This window comes from Variovorax sp. GW823-FHT04B03 (assembly GCF_058796495.1).
Map to the genome: position 1 here is coordinate 21,853 of NZ_JBXAIT010000003.1, position 16,173 is coordinate 38,025.

The 16,173-nt window shown below is 69.4% G+C and carries 13 protein-coding genes; 10 read left to right on the forward strand and 3 right to left on the reverse strand.

Features of this window, described 5'->3' with window-relative positions; translation table 11 throughout:
* The first annotated feature begins 1 nt into the window (after nt 1).
* The 9 genes from AC1RAD_RS13225 to AC1RAD_RS13265 all read left to right on the forward strand — a co-directional run bounded on the left by AC1RAD_RS13225 (nt 2) and on the right by AC1RAD_RS13265 (nt 12,146).
* Nucleotides 2-739: a paraquat-inducible protein A gene (locus AC1RAD_RS13225; protein WP_492736192.1), complete on the forward strand. Its 738-nt coding sequence runs from the start codon at nt 2-4 to the stop codon at nt 737-739.
* Nucleotides 736-2,397 carry a PqiB family protein gene (locus AC1RAD_RS13230; RefSeq protein WP_492735277.1) on the forward strand — a complete coding sequence of 554 codons (1,662 nt, stop codon included), beginning with the start codon at nt 736-738 and terminating at the stop codon, nt 2,395-2,397. Before AC1RAD_RS13225 ends, AC1RAD_RS13230 begins: the two co-directional genes overlap by 4 nt.
* On the forward strand, nt 2,394-3,023 hold the full coding sequence (locus AC1RAD_RS13235) for a PqiC family protein (RefSeq protein WP_492735279.1): 630 nt from the start codon (nt 2,394-2,396) through the stop codon (nt 3,021-3,023). Before AC1RAD_RS13230 ends, AC1RAD_RS13235 begins: the two co-directional genes overlap by 4 nt.
* Nucleotides 3,024-3,085: 62 nt before the next feature.
* Nucleotides 3,086-4,696: an MFS transporter gene (locus AC1RAD_RS13240; RefSeq protein WP_492735281.1), complete on the forward strand. Its 1,611-nt coding sequence runs from the start codon at nt 3,086-3,088 to the stop codon at nt 4,694-4,696.
* A gap of 19 nt (nt 4,697-4,715) precedes the next feature.
* Nucleotides 4,716-6,200 (forward strand): flavin-containing monooxygenase, encoded by a 1,485-nt coding sequence (locus AC1RAD_RS13245; protein WP_492735283.1) that lies wholly within the window; start codon nt 4,716-4,718, stop codon nt 6,198-6,200.
* A 184-nt stretch (nt 6,201-6,384) separates the two neighbouring features.
* Complete coding sequence (locus AC1RAD_RS13250) at nt 6,385-7,821, forward strand: PAN domain-containing protein (RefSeq protein WP_492735285.1); 1,437 nt, start codon at nt 6,385-6,387, stop codon at nt 7,819-7,821.
* 211 nt (nt 7,822-8,032) lie between these two features.
* Nucleotides 8,033-8,542, forward strand: a complete 510-nt coding sequence (locus tag AC1RAD_RS13255; RefSeq protein WP_062480225.1) for an RNA polymerase sigma factor — start codon at nt 8,033-8,035, stop codon at nt 8,540-8,542.
* A 69-nt stretch (nt 8,543-8,611) separates the two neighbouring features.
* Nucleotides 8,612-9,628 carry a FecR family protein gene (locus AC1RAD_RS13260; protein WP_492735287.1) on the forward strand — a complete coding sequence of 339 codons (1,017 nt, stop codon included), beginning with the start codon at nt 8,612-8,614 and terminating at the stop codon, nt 9,626-9,628.
* A 103-nt stretch (nt 9,629-9,731) separates the two neighbouring features.
* Nucleotides 9,732-12,146: a TonB-dependent siderophore receptor gene (locus AC1RAD_RS13265; protein WP_492735289.1), complete on the forward strand. Its 2,415-nt coding sequence runs from the start codon at nt 9,732-9,734 to the stop codon at nt 12,144-12,146.
* A gap of 6 nt (nt 12,147-12,152) precedes the next feature.
* On the opposite strand, the gene AC1RAD_RS13270 is transcribed toward AC1RAD_RS13265, so the two are convergent.
* Nucleotides 12,153-13,349 carry a serine hydrolase domain-containing protein gene (locus tag AC1RAD_RS13270; RefSeq protein ID WP_492736194.1) on the reverse strand — a complete coding sequence of 399 codons (1,197 nt, stop codon included), beginning with the start codon at nt 13,347-13,349 and terminating at the stop codon, nt 12,153-12,155.
* Nucleotides 13,350-13,634: 285 nt separating this feature from the next.
* Here AC1RAD_RS13270 and AC1RAD_RS13275 point away from each other — a divergent pair, with 285 nt between their 5' ends.
* Nucleotides 13,635-14,111 (forward strand): VOC family protein, encoded by a 477-nt coding sequence (locus AC1RAD_RS13275; protein WP_095947618.1) that lies wholly within the window; start codon nt 13,635-13,637, stop codon nt 14,109-14,111.
* A gap of 18 nt (nt 14,112-14,129) precedes the next feature.
* On the opposite strand, the gene AC1RAD_RS13280 is transcribed toward AC1RAD_RS13275, so the two are convergent.
* Complete coding sequence (locus AC1RAD_RS13280) at nt 14,130-15,566, reverse strand: MATE family efflux transporter (protein WP_492735291.1); 1,437 nt, start codon at nt 15,564-15,566, stop codon at nt 14,130-14,132.
* A complete protein-coding gene (locus tag AC1RAD_RS13285) occupies nt 15,563-16,135 on the reverse strand; it encodes a DUF2239 family protein (RefSeq protein ID WP_070060635.1) in 573 nt (190 codons plus the stop codon). The genes AC1RAD_RS13280 and AC1RAD_RS13285 overlap by 4 nt, the downstream gene beginning before the upstream one ends.
* Nucleotides 16,136-16,173 lie beyond the last annotated feature (38 nt).

Here is a 16,173-nt window from a genome sequence, read left to right on the forward strand (position 1 = left end):
CATGCGCGGGCTGCCCGCCCGTCTGGCCTCGGCACGCCCCTGGGAGGCGCAGGCCGACGACGAGCACGACCACGAGAACCCGGTGCCGACGGCCGCCGCGCTCGGCCTGCACGTCTGCACGCACTGCACCGCCGTCTGGCGCGATGCCGAAGATGGCGACGCCTGCGCCCGCTGCGGCACGCACCTGCACACGCGCAAGCCGCAGAGCCTGAACCGCACCTGGGCCTTCCTGATCGCGGCCTGCATCATGTACATCCCGGCCAACCTGCTGCCGGTGATGATCACGCGCACGTTGTTCGGCGCGCAGTACGACACCATCCTCAGCGGCGTCATCTACTTCTGGGTGTCGGGCGCCTGGGGGCTGGCGGCCATCGTGTTCATCGCGAGCTTCCTGGTGCCGCTGTTCAAGCTGGCGGTACTGCTCTTGCTTGTGGTGCTGGCGCAGCGGCGCAGCAACTGGCGCCGGCGCGAGCGGGCCAAGCTGTATCACATCATCGAGATCATCGGGCGCTGGTCGATGCTCGACGTGTTCGTGGTGTCGCTGCTGACCGGGCTGGTGCAGATCCAGGGCTTCGCGGTCATCACCGCGGGCGTGGGCATCGCGGCCTTCGGCGCGGTGGTGGTGCTGACCATGCTGGCCTCGCTGAGCTTCGACCCGCGCCTGACGTGGGACGGCCCGGTGCCGCAAGCAGACATGGACGAACGACAGATTGAAAGCAGGGAAGAAAAAATCGCATGAGTGAAGAAGACACGCAACCGCAAGACCGTCCGGCAGCGTCGGCCCCGCCCGCGCTGCCGAAGCCGAAAGTGGCGCGCCGCCGCGAATGGCTGCCCTCGCTGATCTGGCTGATTCCCATCGTCGCCGCGCTGGTCGGCGTGACGCTGGTGGCCCGCATCCTCATGGAGCGCGGCCCCGAGATCGTGCTGACCTTCAAGACGGCCGAGGGCCTCGAAGCCGGCAAGACCGCCGTGAAATACAAGGACGTGCAGATCGGCCTGGTGCAGAGCCTGCGGCTGGCGCGCGACCGCTCGCACGTGCGCGTGCTGGTGCAGCTCAACAAGGATGCCGAGGGCTTCACCTCGGCCGACTCGCGCTTCTGGGTGGTGCGGCCGCGGCTGGACACCTCGGGCATCTCGGGCCTGGGCACGCTGCTGTCGGGCGCCTACATCGGCGCCGATGCGGGCGTCGAGAAGGAAACCGCGGGCGAGTTCACCGGCCTCGAAGCCCCGCCCATCGTCACGCGCGGCGACTCGGGCCAGCAGTTTTTGCTGCGCGCGCGCGACGTGGGCTCGCTCGATGTCGGTTCGCCCGTGTACTTCCGGCGCATCAAGGTCGGGCAGGTCGCGGCCTACGAGCTCGACGGCGACGGCCGCGGCGTCACGCTGCGGGTGTTCGTGAACGCGCCGTACGACAAGTTCGTCGGCATGAACACGCGCTTCTGGCAGGCCAGCGGCATCGACGCGCAGCTCAGCGCCAGCGGCTTCACGCTGCGCACGCAGTCGCTGGCCACCATCCTGCTCGGCGGCATCGCCTTCCAGGCGCCCGACGACGCCATGGGCCCGCTGGCCAAGGAGAACACGGCCTTCGCGCTGGCGCAGGACGAAAGCGCCGCCATGAAGGAGCCCGACGGCCCCTCGCAGACGCTGCTGATGTACTTCAACCAGTCGCTGCGCGGCCTCACGCCGGGCGCACCGGTCGACTTCCGCGGCGTGGTGCTGGGCGAGGTGAAATCCATCGGCGTCGAGTTCGACCGCGCCGAGCGCGAGTTCCGCATGCCGGTGCTGGTGCAGATCTACCCCGACCGCCTGCGCCGCCGCGAGAGCGGTGCCGGTGCGCAGGCCACGGAGTCGCGCGCGACGCAGCAGGAACGGCTGCGCTTCCTGGCCGAGAAGGGCCTGCGCGCCCAACTGCGCAACGGCAACCTGCTGACCGGCCAGGTCTACGTGGCGCTCGACTTCTTCCCGAAGGCGCCGCCCGCGAAGATCGACCTGTCGAAGAGCCCGATCGAGCTGCCCACCATCGCCAACGGCCTGGACGAGATCCAGTCGCAGGTGCAGGAAATCGCCACCAAGCTCAACAAGGTGCCTTACGAGCAGATCGCCACCGACCTGCGCACCACGCTGGCCACGCTCAACAAGACGCTCACCAGCACCGAGCAGACCGTCAGCCGCATCAACAGCGACGTGACGCCCGAGCTGGCCGCCGCCATGAAGGACGTGCGCAAGACCGTCAACTCGGCCGAACGCACGCTGGCCGACGACTCGCCGCTGCAGCAGGACATGCGCCAGACCCTGCGCGAGCTGACGCGCGCCGCCGGCTCGGTGCGCGTGCTGACCGACTACCTTGAACGCCATCCCGAATCGCTGCTGCGCGGCAAACCGGACGACAAGAAATGAAGACGACGACGACCTTCGCGCTCGCGGGCGCCGCCGCGTTGCTGCTGCTGGCAGGCTGCGCGAGCAAGCCCGACAGCTACTACACGCTGGCCAGCCCGCCCGCGCTCACCGACGCCGCGCCGCGCCAGAGCGATGCCGCCACGCCGCTGTACATCGAGCTCGCGCCCGTGGCCGTGCCCGAGCGGCTGGCGCGCCCGCAGATGGTGGTGCGCCGCCCGACCGGCGGCGTGCAGGTCGACGTGCTCGAGCAGCACCGCTGGGCCTCGTCCTTCGAGAACGAGCTGCGCGACGCGCTGGGCAGCGGCATCGCCAGCCGGCTCGGCGCGCTCGACGTCACGCAGGGCGGCCGCCAGACCTCGCAGCCCGTGTGGCGCGTGGCGGTGCAGGTGCGCCAGTTCGAGATGGTGGACGGCGGGCGCGTGGACGCCGGCTTCACCTGGACCCTGCGCCGTTCCGACGAGGCGCGCACGCTGGTGTGCCGGCTCGACGCGGGCGAAGCCACCGGCGGCGGCATGGACGCGCTGGCGCAGGGCGCGCAGCGCGTGACGGCCGCGGCGGCGGCGGCCATGGCGCGCAGCGTGAACGCGGCGCGGGCGAACCCGGGCGCGACGGCGTGCGCGACCTGAGGCTTTCACCTTTCCCCGACGGGGGAAGGCACCACGCCGCCATCCGCTAGAACGGAGGCCCAATGGCACAGATCGGCAAGGCGCCCTGCGACGACACGCTGATCCTGCATGGGTCTCCATCTCCCACGGAAGAGGGCGCCTGCCCCGAAGCGTCCAAGCCCTGGGTGCTGGCCGCGGCCATCGTCGGTTCGAGCATGGCCTTCATCGACGGCACCGTGGTCAACGTCGCGTTGCCTGCCATCCAGGCCGATCTGCATGCCACGGCCTTCCAGGCGCAATGGGTGGTCGAGTCGTACGCCTTGCTGCTCGCGGCGCTGCTGCTGGTGGGCGGCGCGCTCGGCGACCGCTACGGACGGCGGCGCATCTTTGCCATCGGCGTCGTCGTGTTCGCTTTGTCGTCGGTGGGCTGTGCGCTCGCAGCCGACGTGCAACAGCTCATCGCCGCACGCGCGATTCAAGGCATCGGCGGGGCGCTGCTGGTGCCGGGCAGCCTGGCGCTCATCAGCGCGTCGTTTCCCGAGAAGGAACGCGGGAAGGCCATCGGCACCTGGTCGGGCTTCAGCGGCATCACGGCGGCGGTGGGGCCGGTGCTGGGTGGTTTCCTGGTCGATCACTTCTCGTGGATCTGGGCTTTTCTCATCAACGTGCCGATGGCGCTGCTGGTGCTGTGGATCGTGCGCCGCCACGTGCCCGAGAGCAAAGGCGCCGCGGCGCGTGGCGGGCTCGACCTGTGGGGCGCGCTGCTGGCAACCGCCGGGCTGGGCGGCATCGTCTACGCCTTCATCGAGGCGCCGACGCAGAGCTGGCGTTCGCCGGCCGTGCTCGCGGCACTGGCCATCGGTGTCGTGGGCAGCGTCGGCTTCGTCATCGCCGAACGCCGGGCGCGCACGCCGATGCTGCCGCTGTCGCTGCTGCGCATCGGCAACTTCAGCGGCGCCAACCTGTTGACGCTGCTGCTGTATGCGGCGCTGGGCGGCGGGCTGTATTTCTTTCCGCTCAACCTGATCCAGGTGCAGGGCTACTCGGCCACGGTGGCGGGCGCGGCGCTGCTGCCGTTCATCTTCCTGATGTTCGCGCTCTCGGGCTGGGCCGGGCAGCTGGTCGACCGCTTCGGGCCGCGCGTGCCGCTGGTCATCGGGCCGGCCATCGCGGCCGTGGGCTTTGCGCTGTTCGCGCTGCCTGGCGTGGGTGCGAGCTACTGGAGCGGCTTTCTGCCGGCCGTGGTGGTGCTGGGTTTTGGCATGACGGTGACGGTCGCGCCGCTCACCACCACGGTCATGAACGCCGTGGGGCCCGACCTCGCGGGCGTGGCCTCGGGCGTGAACAACGCGGTGTCGCGCGCGGCGGCGGTGCTGGCGATCGCGGTGTTCGGCGCCATCATGGCCTGGGCCTTCGACGCGGCGCTGGCCGAGCGGCTGCAGGCGATGGGCGCGTCGGACGAGGTGCGGGCTTTTCTTGCGGCCGAGCGTGACCGGCTGGCCGCGGCCGGCGCGCCGCCGGGGGCCGACGCGGCCACCGTTGCCGCCGTGAAGCGCGCCGTGGCCGAATCCTTCGTCGCAGGCTTTCGCTGGGTGATGCTGCTGAGCGCCGGCCTGGCCGTGCTGAGTGCCGTGAGCGCCTGGCTGATGATCCGGCGCACGCCCGCAGAAAAGCCAGACAACGACAAGCCATGAGGCAGGAGACAAACCACCGATGGAAGCAGCACAACCGGCCGTCGCGCCGCCGCACGTCGATGTCCTGATCGTCGGTGCCGGCCTGTCCGGCATCGGCGCCGCCTGCCACCTGCAGGCGCAGTGCCCGGGCCGCAGCTACGCGATCCTCGAAGGGCGCGAACGCAGCGGCGGCACCTGGGACCTGTTCCGCTACCCGGGCGTGCGTTCCGACTCCGACATGTACACGCTGGGCTACGTGTTCCGCCCGTGGACGCAGGCCAAGGCGATCGCCGACGGTCCGTCGATCCTGCAGTACGTGCGCGACACTGCGCGCCAGCACGGCGTCGAGGACAAGATCCACTACCAGCACCGCGTGGTGCGCGCCGCCTGGTCGAGCGCCGACGCCTGCTGGACGGTCGATGTGGAGCAGGGCCCCGACAAGCAGCTCGTTCAGTGGCGCTGCAACTTCCTGTTCCTGTGCAGCGGCTATTACCGCTACGAGGCGGGCTACACGCCCGACTTCGCCGGCATGGCCGACTTCCAGGGCCGCATCGTCCATCCGCAGCACTGGCCCGCCGACCTGGACCACAGCGGCCAGCGCGTGGTCGTGATCGGCAGCGGCGCCACTGCAATGACACTGGTGCCCGCCATGGCCCAGACCGCCGCGCACGTCACGCTGCTGCAGCGCTCGCCGACCTACGTGGTGGCGCGCCCGGCCGAAGACCCCATTGCCAATCGCCTGCGGCGCCTGCTGCCGGCGATGGCCGCGTACCGCCTCACGCGCTGGAAGAACGTGACGCTCGGCATGCTGTTCTTCCGTCTCGCGCGGCGCAAGCCGGCACGCGTCAGGCGCATGCTGTTGGGCGGCGTGCGCCACGCGCTCGGGCCCGGCTACGACATCGCCACGCACTTCACGCCGCGCTACAACCCGTGGGACCAGCGCCTGTGCCTCGTGCCCGACGGCGATCTGTTCGCGGCGCTGAACGCGGGGCGCGCCTCGATGGTCACGGACCACGTCGACACCTTCACGCCCGAGGGCCTGCGGCTGAAGTCGGGCCGCGAACTCGAGGCCGACATCATCGTCACCGCCACCGGCCTCGAGTTGCAGGTGCTCGGCGGCATCGAACTGAGCGTGGACGGCCGCCGCGTCGACCCCGCAGCGACCTTCAACTACAAGGGCATGATGTACAGCGACGTGCCCAACCTGGCCTCGTCCTTCGGCTACACGAACGCCTCGTGGACGCTCAAGTGCGACCTGACCTGCGCCTACGTCTGCCGGCTGCTGAACCACATGCACAAGCACGGCTGGCGGCAATGCACGCCGCACAACGCGGGCCCCGACCTGTCGCCCGAACCGTGGATCGATTTCAGCTCGGGCTACGTGCAGCGCTCGCTCGACAAGTTTCCCAAGCAGGGCGCGCACACGCCGTGGAAGCTGCACCAGAACTACCTGCGCGACATCCTCCTGCTGCGCCTCGGGCGCGTGGACGACGGGGTGATGGCGTTCTCGAACCGCGCGGTTTGATCGCGGCCTGATCGCGTTGCGTGACGCGGCGATGTATAGCTCTGCTCAATACAACATCGAAGATTTTTGAATTGGATCGATGGCAGGCGGCGGTGATTTACTCCGCCCGGCGTTGCACTCGCACTGAAAAAACGGCGAGGCGGTGCCCGGGAATCACCCCACGACCCTGTGATGAGGAGACCTCATGAAGTCATCGATCCGTGCATCCCTGGCGGGCCTGCTGCTTGCCGCACTCGCCGGGCATGCAGGCGCCGCCGCGCTGGACGCTTTCGCGGCCACGCCGAACGCAGCCATCTCCGGCAACAACATCGAGAACCTGACGCAGTCCACGCCCGAGATGTGCGCGTCGGCCTGCCTGGGCGCGCCACGCGGCGCCTGGTGCGTCTCGTTCGACTACAACAAGGCCGGCCAGAGCTGCGACCTGAGCGACAAGCGCGCCGCCGACGTGGGCGGGCTGAAGACCGACTACCCCGGCAACCCCTATGACCACTACAGCCTCAAGCCCGATCCGCTGAAGCCTTTCGCGCACACGCCCAATGCGGCCATCAGCGGCTACAACACCGAGGCCCTGCAGACCGTGACGCCCGCCGACTGCGCCAACGCCTGCACCGACGCGAGCCGCTCGTCGTGGTGCAAGTCCTTCGACTACCACAAGACCAACCAGCGCTGCGACCTCAGCGACAAGCGCGCCAGCGACATCGGCGGCCTGAAGACCGACTACGTCGGCAACCCCTACGACCACTACTCGCTGATCGCGGGCGAGGGCGTTCCCAACCCCGTGCCCGGCAACAAGCACATCCTGCTGATCGGCATCGACGGCCTGCGCGGCGACGCCATCCAGTGCGCCGGCTGCGTGCAGACGCCGGCGATGTCGGCGCTGATCGCCGGCGGCGCCTTCCACGGCAACGTGCTGGCGGGCGGCACCAAGCAGGCGACCGTGAGCGGGCCGGGCTGGTCGTCGGTGTTCACCGGCTTCTGGGCCGACAAGCATGGCGTGACCTCGAACACCACCACCTTGCCGCTGAAGAAGACGCACGTGTTCGACCAGATCAAGGCGGCCTGGCCGACGGCCACGACGGCGGTGGTGGGCGACTGGTTCAACATCACCCACAACCTGCGCCCCGCGCTGGCCGACTTCGTGGTCGCCAACGCGGCCAAGAATTCGCAGCAGGCCACCGATGCGGTGAAGGGCTGGCTGAGCTGGAAGCACCCGCCGACGGCGATCTTCTACTACCTGCACAACGTCGACGTCCACGCGCCGAGCTACGACCCGCTCAATGCCTACTACCAGGGCAAGATCGCCGGCGAAGACCAGCAGATCCAGCAGGTGCTCACGGCGCTCACGTCGCGGCCGAACTACGCGAATGAAGAATGGCTGATCGTCGTCACCTCGGACCACGGCGGCACCGGCAGCAGCCACGGCGGACAGACGGCGGCCGAACGCAGCACGCTGCTGATCCTGAACAACAACCACCAGAACCCGCTCAAGCCCAGCTACTGCGTGGGCAACCTCGGGGGTACCGCATTGACGCAGGTGGACGGCACGACGCCGCACATCCTGGACTTCCTGGGCCTGCCGAACACCACCGAAGGGCAGAAGCACCCGGCGTGCGGGAACTGAGGACAGGCGAGTCCGGACGAGGCCGAAGGGGAGGGTAGCCCGCGCGCATGCCGTGCGCGGCAGGCGAAATGCCTACCCTTCGGCGATCGGCGGGTTGAACCCGCACATAATCTCGCGTTTTCTTTTGTTCTGAATCTCTCAGGTAGCCACGCCGTGTCGAAGCCAACCTGCCCCTGGACTTCGACCAACCCTTTCCGGCTGTGGTGCGCCCGTGTTCGAACGCTATTACCGCGAGCTGCTGAGCTTTCTGTCCCGCAAGGTACCCGACCGCGCCACCGCGGCCGACCTGGCGCAGGAGAGCTACGTGCGGGTGTACGAGGCGCAGCGCACCGGCAGCGTGGTGCGCGACCCGCGCGCGCTGCTGTACCGCACGGCCCGCAACCTCGTCACCGACCACCACCGCCGCACCAGCGTGCGCGCGGGCGGCGACACGGCGGCGCCCGATGACGCACCGCCCGACGCCGACGACTGCATCGGCCCGCCCACCTTCGAGCCCGACGCCATCCTGTCGTCCAGCCAGGGCATGGCGGCCATGGTCGAGACCATCGACCGGCTGCCTCCGCGCTGCCGCGAAGCCTTCGTGCTCTACAAGTTCGACGGGCTCTCGTACGCCGAGGTGGCTGCGCGCATGGGCATTTCGGTGCGGACGGTCGAGATGCAGTTGCGTATTGCGATGGAGGCATGCTGGGCGTGCCTGGAGCGGACCCGTGGTTCAGAGTGAGATGAGACGCCCCATTACAGGGTTTGACCACGCTCGTGCGTCTACCCCCATAAGAATGATCCCCACGTCATGACCCTCACGTCGCCTCCGTCCGAAGAAGCCCTGCGCCTGCGACAGGACGTGCTGGACTGGTTCGTCCGCCGCCAGCGCACGCACTGGAGCGCGTCCGACGAGCGCGCGTTCCAGGCTTGGCTGGGTGCCGATGCGCGCCATGGCGAGGCGTTTCGCGAATGGGAGTCGCGCTGGCGCGCCTTCGACGCGATCGCGCCCGAGACGGTCGCGGGCTGGCGCAGCGGCTTCGAAGGCCGCGCGCCCGCCGCACCCACGCGCCGCGGCTTCCTGAAGCCGGCTTTTGTGCTGGCTGCTTCCGGCATGGTGGTCGGCGCCGGCTATCTCGGCTGGCGCCATGTGCAGGCCCAGCCCGTGTTCGAACAGGCCTTCGCCACCCGACGCGGCCAGCAGCTCGAGGCGCCGCTGCCCGACGGCTCCCGGCTGCGGCTGGACACCGCCACCCGCCTCGAAGTGCGCCTGTTCCGCGACCGCCGCGAGGTGACGCTGATCGACGGGCAGGCGGTCTTCGCCGTGCAGTCCGATGCGAAACGCCCGTTCGACGTGCTGGCCGGGCCGCTGCGCGTGCGGGTGGTCGGCACGCGCTTTGCCGTGCGCCACACCCCCGGCATGCCGGGCGCCGACGGCACGCGGGTGTCGGTGGAAGAGGGCAAGGTGCGCGTGCTGCGCCGGGCGCCGGATGCGACGAGCGAAGTCTTCCTGACCGCTGGGCGCCAGGTGGAGAGCGATGCGCAGGGCCGGTTCTCCGCCGTCTCGGCCGTGCCGCGCGACGGCATCGCGCCCTGGCGCGAGCACCGCCTGAGCTTCGTCGACACGCCGCTGGCCCGCGCGCTGGCCGAGCTGGAGCGTTACGGCAGCACCGGCCTGGTGGTGAACGACCCGGCCGTGGCGGCCCTGCGACTGAGCGGCACCTTCGACCCGCGGGACGCGCGCACGCTGCGGCGCGCCCTGGCCAGCGCCTTGCCGGTGCGGCTGAAGGAAGCCGGCACGGTCGCGGAAATCCTGCCGGCCCCCTGAAACAAAAGAATCAAGAATTTCTCGCCGGCACTACGGGGATTCCGCCGGCTCGTGCGTCAGCCCAGATAGGAACCATTTGCATTCACTACCTGGAAGACGTTCGATGACGAAGCGCTTGAGAACAAAGATGACACCCGCGCCGCTGGCCCTGGCCGTTGCACTGGCCCTGGCGAACGCGCCCCTGATGGCCCGGGCGCAGGGCGCGCCCCAGCCGATCCACATCGCGGCCCAGCCGCTGGCCGAGGCGCTGAACGACTGGGCGCGGCAGACCCGCATCCAGCTGGTCGTGCAGCAGAGCCTGGTCGCGGGCAAGACCGCGCCCGCCATCTCGGGCAGCCTGACGGCCCGGCAGGCACTCGACCGGCTGCTGGCCGGCAGCGGCCTGGCGGCCACGATGGAAGGCAATGCGGCGGTCATCAAGACGGCGCCCGCCACGGGCGGCACGTCCACGCTGCCGGCCGTGACCGTCGTGGCCGACGGCGAGGAAAGCGCCACGGGCCGGGTGCAGGGCTATGTCGCCAAACGCAGCGCCACAGCCACCAAGACCGACACGCCGATCATCGAGACGCCGCAGTCGATCTCGGTCATCACGGCCGACCGCATCGAGGCCATCGGCGCCACCAACCTGAAGGACGCGCTGGGCTACACACCGGGCGTGTCGACCACCACCTACGGCGCCGATTCGCGCTACGACTGGATCTCGCTGCGTGGCTTCGACGCCTATTCGCCGGGCTTCTACCTGGACGGCCTGCCACTGCGCAACAACAGCACCTGGGGCGTGTGGCGCACCGAGAACTACGGCGCCGAGCGCATCGAGCTGCTGCGCGGCCCGTCGTCGGTGCTGTACGGCATGAGCGGCCCCGGCGGGGTGGTGAACGTGGTCAGCAAGCGCCCGACGGCGGAGCCCGTGCGCGAGCTGCAGCTGCAGGTGGGCGACCATGCCCGCAAGCAGGTGGCGGGCGATTTCTCGGGCGCACTCGACGCCGACGGCAAGCTGCTGTACCGCATCACCGGCCTCGTGCGCGACGCGCAACTGCCGGCGGGCAAGGAGGCCGACGACCGCATGTACATCGCGCCTGCGCTCACCTGGAAGCCGTCGAGCGACACCACGCTCACGCTGTTGTCGCAGTTCTCGCGCACGCGCGGCGGCGTCTATACGCGCGCACGGCCGCAGGTCGGCTCGCTCGATCCGACCGCGATCGGCACCACCATTCCCTCGAAACTCTTCGTCGGCGAGCCCGGCTTCGACCGCTTCGACCAGGACCAGCAGATGGTCGGCTACCAGTTCGAGCACCGCATCAACGACACCTTCACGGTGCGGCAGAACGCGCGCTACGCGCACCAGAAGCTCGACTACACGGGCACGCAGCTGAAGGGCTTCATGGCGCTGAACCCCGACGTGCCGAACGACCCGCTGAACTTCCAGCAGATGTCGCGCAGCGTGTTCGGTAGCCGCGAGAACATCGGCGCGCTGGCACTCGACAACCAGCTGCAGGCCGACTTCCGCCTGGGCGAGACGCAGCACAAGGTGCTGGTCGGGCTGGACTACCAGCGCACCCGCATCGACCAGGTCACCTTCAGCGGCGGCAGCGCCTCGCCGCTGAACATCTACGCGCCGGTGTACGGCGGGCCGATCGAGCGGCCCGCGCCGTACTTCGATGGCATCACGCGGCTCGCGCAGACCGGCGTCTACCTGCAGGACCAGATCAAGTGGGGCGAGCGCTGGACGCTGACGCTGGGCGGGCGCTACGACACCGCCGACAGCACGGTGGACAGCCGCCTCGACGGCTCGCGCCAGCGCATGCGCGACCACAAGTTCACCAGCCGGGCCGGCCTGGTCTACCTGCACCCGAGCGGCTGGGCACCGTACCTGAGCTACTCGGAGTCGTTCGCGCCCACGGCCACCATCGACCCGGTGTCGGGCGACCCGTTCAAGCCCGAAAGCGGCAAGCAATACGAGGCCGGCGTGCGCTACCAGCCCACGGGCAGCAAGGCGATGTACAGCGCCGCCATCTTCGACCTGCGGCGCAAGAACTACATCAGCTACGACGGCGAGTTCATGCCCAAGCAGACGGGCGAGATCTCGGTGCGCGGCCTGGAGCTCGAGGCCACGGCCGAGATCGCCTCGCGCCTGAACCTCACGGCGTCGTACAGCTACACGCCGCGGGCCATCGTCACGGCAAGCGCCAACACGAGCGAGATCGGCAAGCAGGCCACGGCCGTGCCGCGCCACCGGCTGTCAGTGTGGGCGGACTACCGCTTCGCCGGCGGCGTGAAGGTGGGCCTGGGCGCGCGCTACACGGGCTCGAACTACGGCGACGGCGAGGCCGCGTGGCCGAGCAAGGTGCCGGCCTCGACGGTGTTCGATGCCATGCTCGGCTACGACATCGACCGCTGGAGCCTGGCGCTGAACCTGCGCAACCTGACCAACAAGACGTACTTCGCGAACTGCGGTTACCGCAACTGCTACTACGGCTACCCGCGCACGACGACGGCCACGGCGACCTACCGTTGGTAGCTGCTTTCAGCGCGGTGCGCGCAGCAAATGCCGCCCCAGCGCCTCGAAGGCCGGCAGCGTGACCGGGTCGTTCGCGGCGTTGCCCGCGATCGGGTGCGAGGCGTAGCGCACGATCACCATCCCGGCCTTCGGGTCGATGTAGATGCGCTGGCCGTGCACGCCGCGCGCCATGTAGGCACCGTGGTCGTTGTGCGTCACCCACCACATGTTGCGGTAGCTCCAGCCCTGCAGCAGCGGGTAGCCGCCCTTGACGAAGGCGGCCTTGTCGCCGCCGCGGCGGATGTCTTCGACGGCAGCCTTGGGCACGACCTGCCGGCCTTTCACGCGGCCGTCGTTGCGCAGCATCTCGCCGAAGCGCGCGAGGTCGCGCAGGCCCGTGTTCAGGCCGCCGCCCGCGAAGGGCGTGCCGATCGAATCGACGGTGAAGTAGGCGTCCTGCTCGGCGCCCAGGTGGCGCCAGATGCGCTCCGACAGCAGCTGCGCCACGGTGCGGCCGGTGGCGCGCGCGATCACCCAGCCCAGCACGTCGGAGTTGACGGTCTTGTAGCCGAAGCCTTCACCATGCTTGCCTTCGGGCTGCACGGTCTGCAGGAACTCGTAATAGCTGCGCGGGCCGGTGTAGTCCTTGGGCTTGGGCAGCGGGTTGCCGGCCTGCGCATGGGCCCAGACCTCGGCCTTCGGGTCGGCGTAGTCCTCGCTGAACTTCAGGCCCGTGGTCATGTCGAGCACCTGGCGCACGGTGGCGTTGCCAAAGGCCGATGTCGCCAGTTCGGGCACGTAGTGGGCCACCGGCTTGTTGGCGTCGAGCGTGCCTTCGGCCACCAGCATCGCGCCCAGCGTGCCGACCACCGACTTGGTGACCGACATGGCGCCGTGCTGGCCGTCGTCTTTCAGCACGCCGAAGTAGCGCTCGTAGACCACGCGTCCGCGGTGCAGCACGAGGATGCCGTCGGTGTAGGTGGCGGCCAGCGATGCGTCCCAGGTCATGGGCGTCTTCGCGCCGAGCGGCGTGAAGCGCAGCGTGTCGATGTCCTTGCGCAAGGCCTGGGGCAGGGCAGACGGCGCACCGAGCCCGCGCGACACGTTCACGGTCGGCATCAGCTGGCGGAAATTCGACACGCTCCAGCGCATCGCCGGAAACTGGAAATAGCTACCGTCGTCGAAACGCAGCGTGCGGTCGGATGGCGGCGGCGAACCGGTCATCCAGCCGAGCCTGGCGGGGTCACTGGCGGCGGCGTCGGGGTAGGTGGCATCGGCCGCGCCGGCCGACACCGCCAGGGCGGCGAGCGCGGCGGTGAGCAAAGCCTGGGCGCCAAGGCGGTTTCTGGAAGGGGCGAACATGGCAGTTCCGAAGCGAAGGACCGGCCCATTGTGGCCCGCGGCCCCGCCTGCGAACTTCTCACTGACAGCCGCGGCGCAGGTTGACAGGGCGCCGCTTCGGCTTTGATACTGAACCCTTCAGTTCATCATTCAACCCAAGGAGATTCCATGCAGAAGATCATTCCCTGCCTCTGGTTCGACGGCAACGGAGAGGATGCGGTCAACTTCTACACCGCCATCTTTCCCAAGTCGCGCCTCACCGACACGCTGCTCTGGGGCGATGTGAATCCCGCCAAGAAGGGCAAGCTGCTCACGGCGACCTTCGAGCTCGACGGGCAGTCGTTCATGGTGCTCAACGGCGGGCCCGAGTACAAGATCACGCCGGCCATCTCGCTCATCGTGACCTGCGAGACGCAGGAGGAGGTCGACTACTACTGGGACAAGCTGCTCGAGGGCGGCGGCCAGCCCGTGCAGTGCGGCTGGCTCACCGACCGCTTCGGCGTGTCGTGGCAGGTCACGCCGATGCCGCTCATCCGCATGTTCCAGGACAAGGACGCGGCCAAGGCGGCCCGCGCGATGGCGGCCATGATGAAGATGATCAAGCTCGACATCGCCACGGTGAAGAAGGCCTTCGACGGGGAGTGAACCCCGCCGAGGCAGCGATCAGACCAGCCGGCCGATCGGCTTCTTGCGCCACACCAGCCGGTAGTACGCGGTCTGCAGAAGCAGCATCGCGCCGAAGGTCACCGGGTAGGCGACCCAGATCCCATCCAGGCCCATGCCGAAGTGGCGGCTCATGAGCCAGGCCACCGGCACTTCGACGCCCAGGATACAGACGATCGAGATCAGCGTCGGCACCAGCACCGAACCGCTGGCGCGCATGATCCCCGAGATCGCCGAGGCCATGCCGAACAGCACCAGGCTCCACAGCATGATGTGCAGCAGGTTCTGCGCGATCTCGATCACCGGCGCGCTGGTGATGAAGAAGCCCATCAGCGGACGCGAGAACAGGTAGCCCAGCAGCACCAGCCCGCCCGTCAGCACGAGGTTCATGCCCAGCGCGGTCTGCACGATGGCCCCGAGCCGGTTGGCGCGGCCCGCGCCGATCGCCTGCGCGCCGAGGATCGACGTGGTGATGGCGATCGAGATGGCCGGGAACTGCACGTAGGCCACCACCTGGTTCACCGCGCCGTAGGCGGCCGTGGCGTTGGAGCCGTAGCTGTTGACCATCGACAGCAGCACCACTTCGGCCAGCGCCACCACGATCATCTGCACGCCGGTGGGCACGCCGATCTTCAGCACCGCTTTCAGCAGCTGCGGCTGGATGCGCAGGCAGCGCACGAACTCCGCGTCGGGCGCGAGCGGGCTCTTTTTCTGGCGCAGCCGGAAGCCCAGCCACGTGGTCGCGACCGCGAACGACAGCACCGAGGCCCACGCGCCCGCCGCCACGCCCAGCTGCGGCAGCCCGCCCCAGCCGCGGATGAGCGCGGGCGTGACGACCAGGCCGATCGCCGTGGAAATCAGCAACGTCAGCAGCGGCGTGATGGTGTCGCCCACGCCGCGCAGCATGGCGGTGGCCAGCAGGAACAGGAACACGCCGGGCATCGCGATCAGCATGATGCGGGCGTAGCGCGTGGAGTCGGCCAGCACGTCGGGCGGCGTGCCCAGCATGGCCAGCATCGGCGTCGTGAAGAGGCCACCGAACACCGCGATCGCCAGCCCCAGCAGCAGGCCGACCGTGAGCGTGGTGCCCGCCACCGCCTTGGCCTTGGCCGCATCGCGCGCGCCCCAGGCCTGGCCGATGAGCACCGAGGCGCCCGCACCCAGGCCGATGATGAAGGCGATGAAGAAGAACATCACCGGGAAGAAGCTCGACACCGCCGCCAGCGCGCTCACGCCGAGCATCTGCCCGACGTAGATGTTGTTGATGGTGCCGGAGAGCGACTGCAGGATGTTGCTGAGCAACATCGGCGCCAGGAAGAACAGGAACACCTTCCACAGCGGACGCGGCGCGCCCACCGGCGCCACGGGCACGCCGCGCAGTCCGCTCGGGTTGCCGGGGCTGGTGGAGGTGGTGCTGCTGTCGGGCGCCGCGCTCATGCAGCACCCCAGCCACCGGCCGACAGCTTGTGCAGGTGCACGCGCAGGTCGGTGGGCCAGGGTTCCACGAGGTCGCTGAAGCGCTGATGCTCGCCCGCGAACAACGCGCGCGTGGCTTCCTCGAAGCCGGGCAGGTTGCCCGCGATGGCGGTCATGAAGCGGTAGGTGGCTTCACGCGCGGCGCGCACCGTGTCGCGGTCGGCGTGCACGTGGCGTGCGTCGTCCACCAGCTTGCGCAGCGCCACCGAGGCGCCGCCCGGCTGGCGGCCGAGCCAGTCCCAGTGGCGCGGCAGCAGCGTGACTTCGCGCGCCACCACGCCCAGGCGCGGACGGCCGACGCCGCGCGGCGCGTCTTCGTGTTTCTCGGCTTCGAGCGCGGAGGTCTCGATGGCCTTCGGGTCGCGCAGGTCGACATCGAGCTGCTCGCCGGTCTGGTCGTCGAACACGAGGCAGGTGGCGGCGTCGCCGCGCTCGCGCAGTTGCGTGAGCACCTGGGCCTTGGTGCCGGCGGCGACGCGCTGGAAGCCGGCAAACGCAGTGAATGTGGTCGGTAGTTCGTCGGGTGACATGCAAATTCTTTTTGGGTTGTCGATCCGGGCGGAACGAA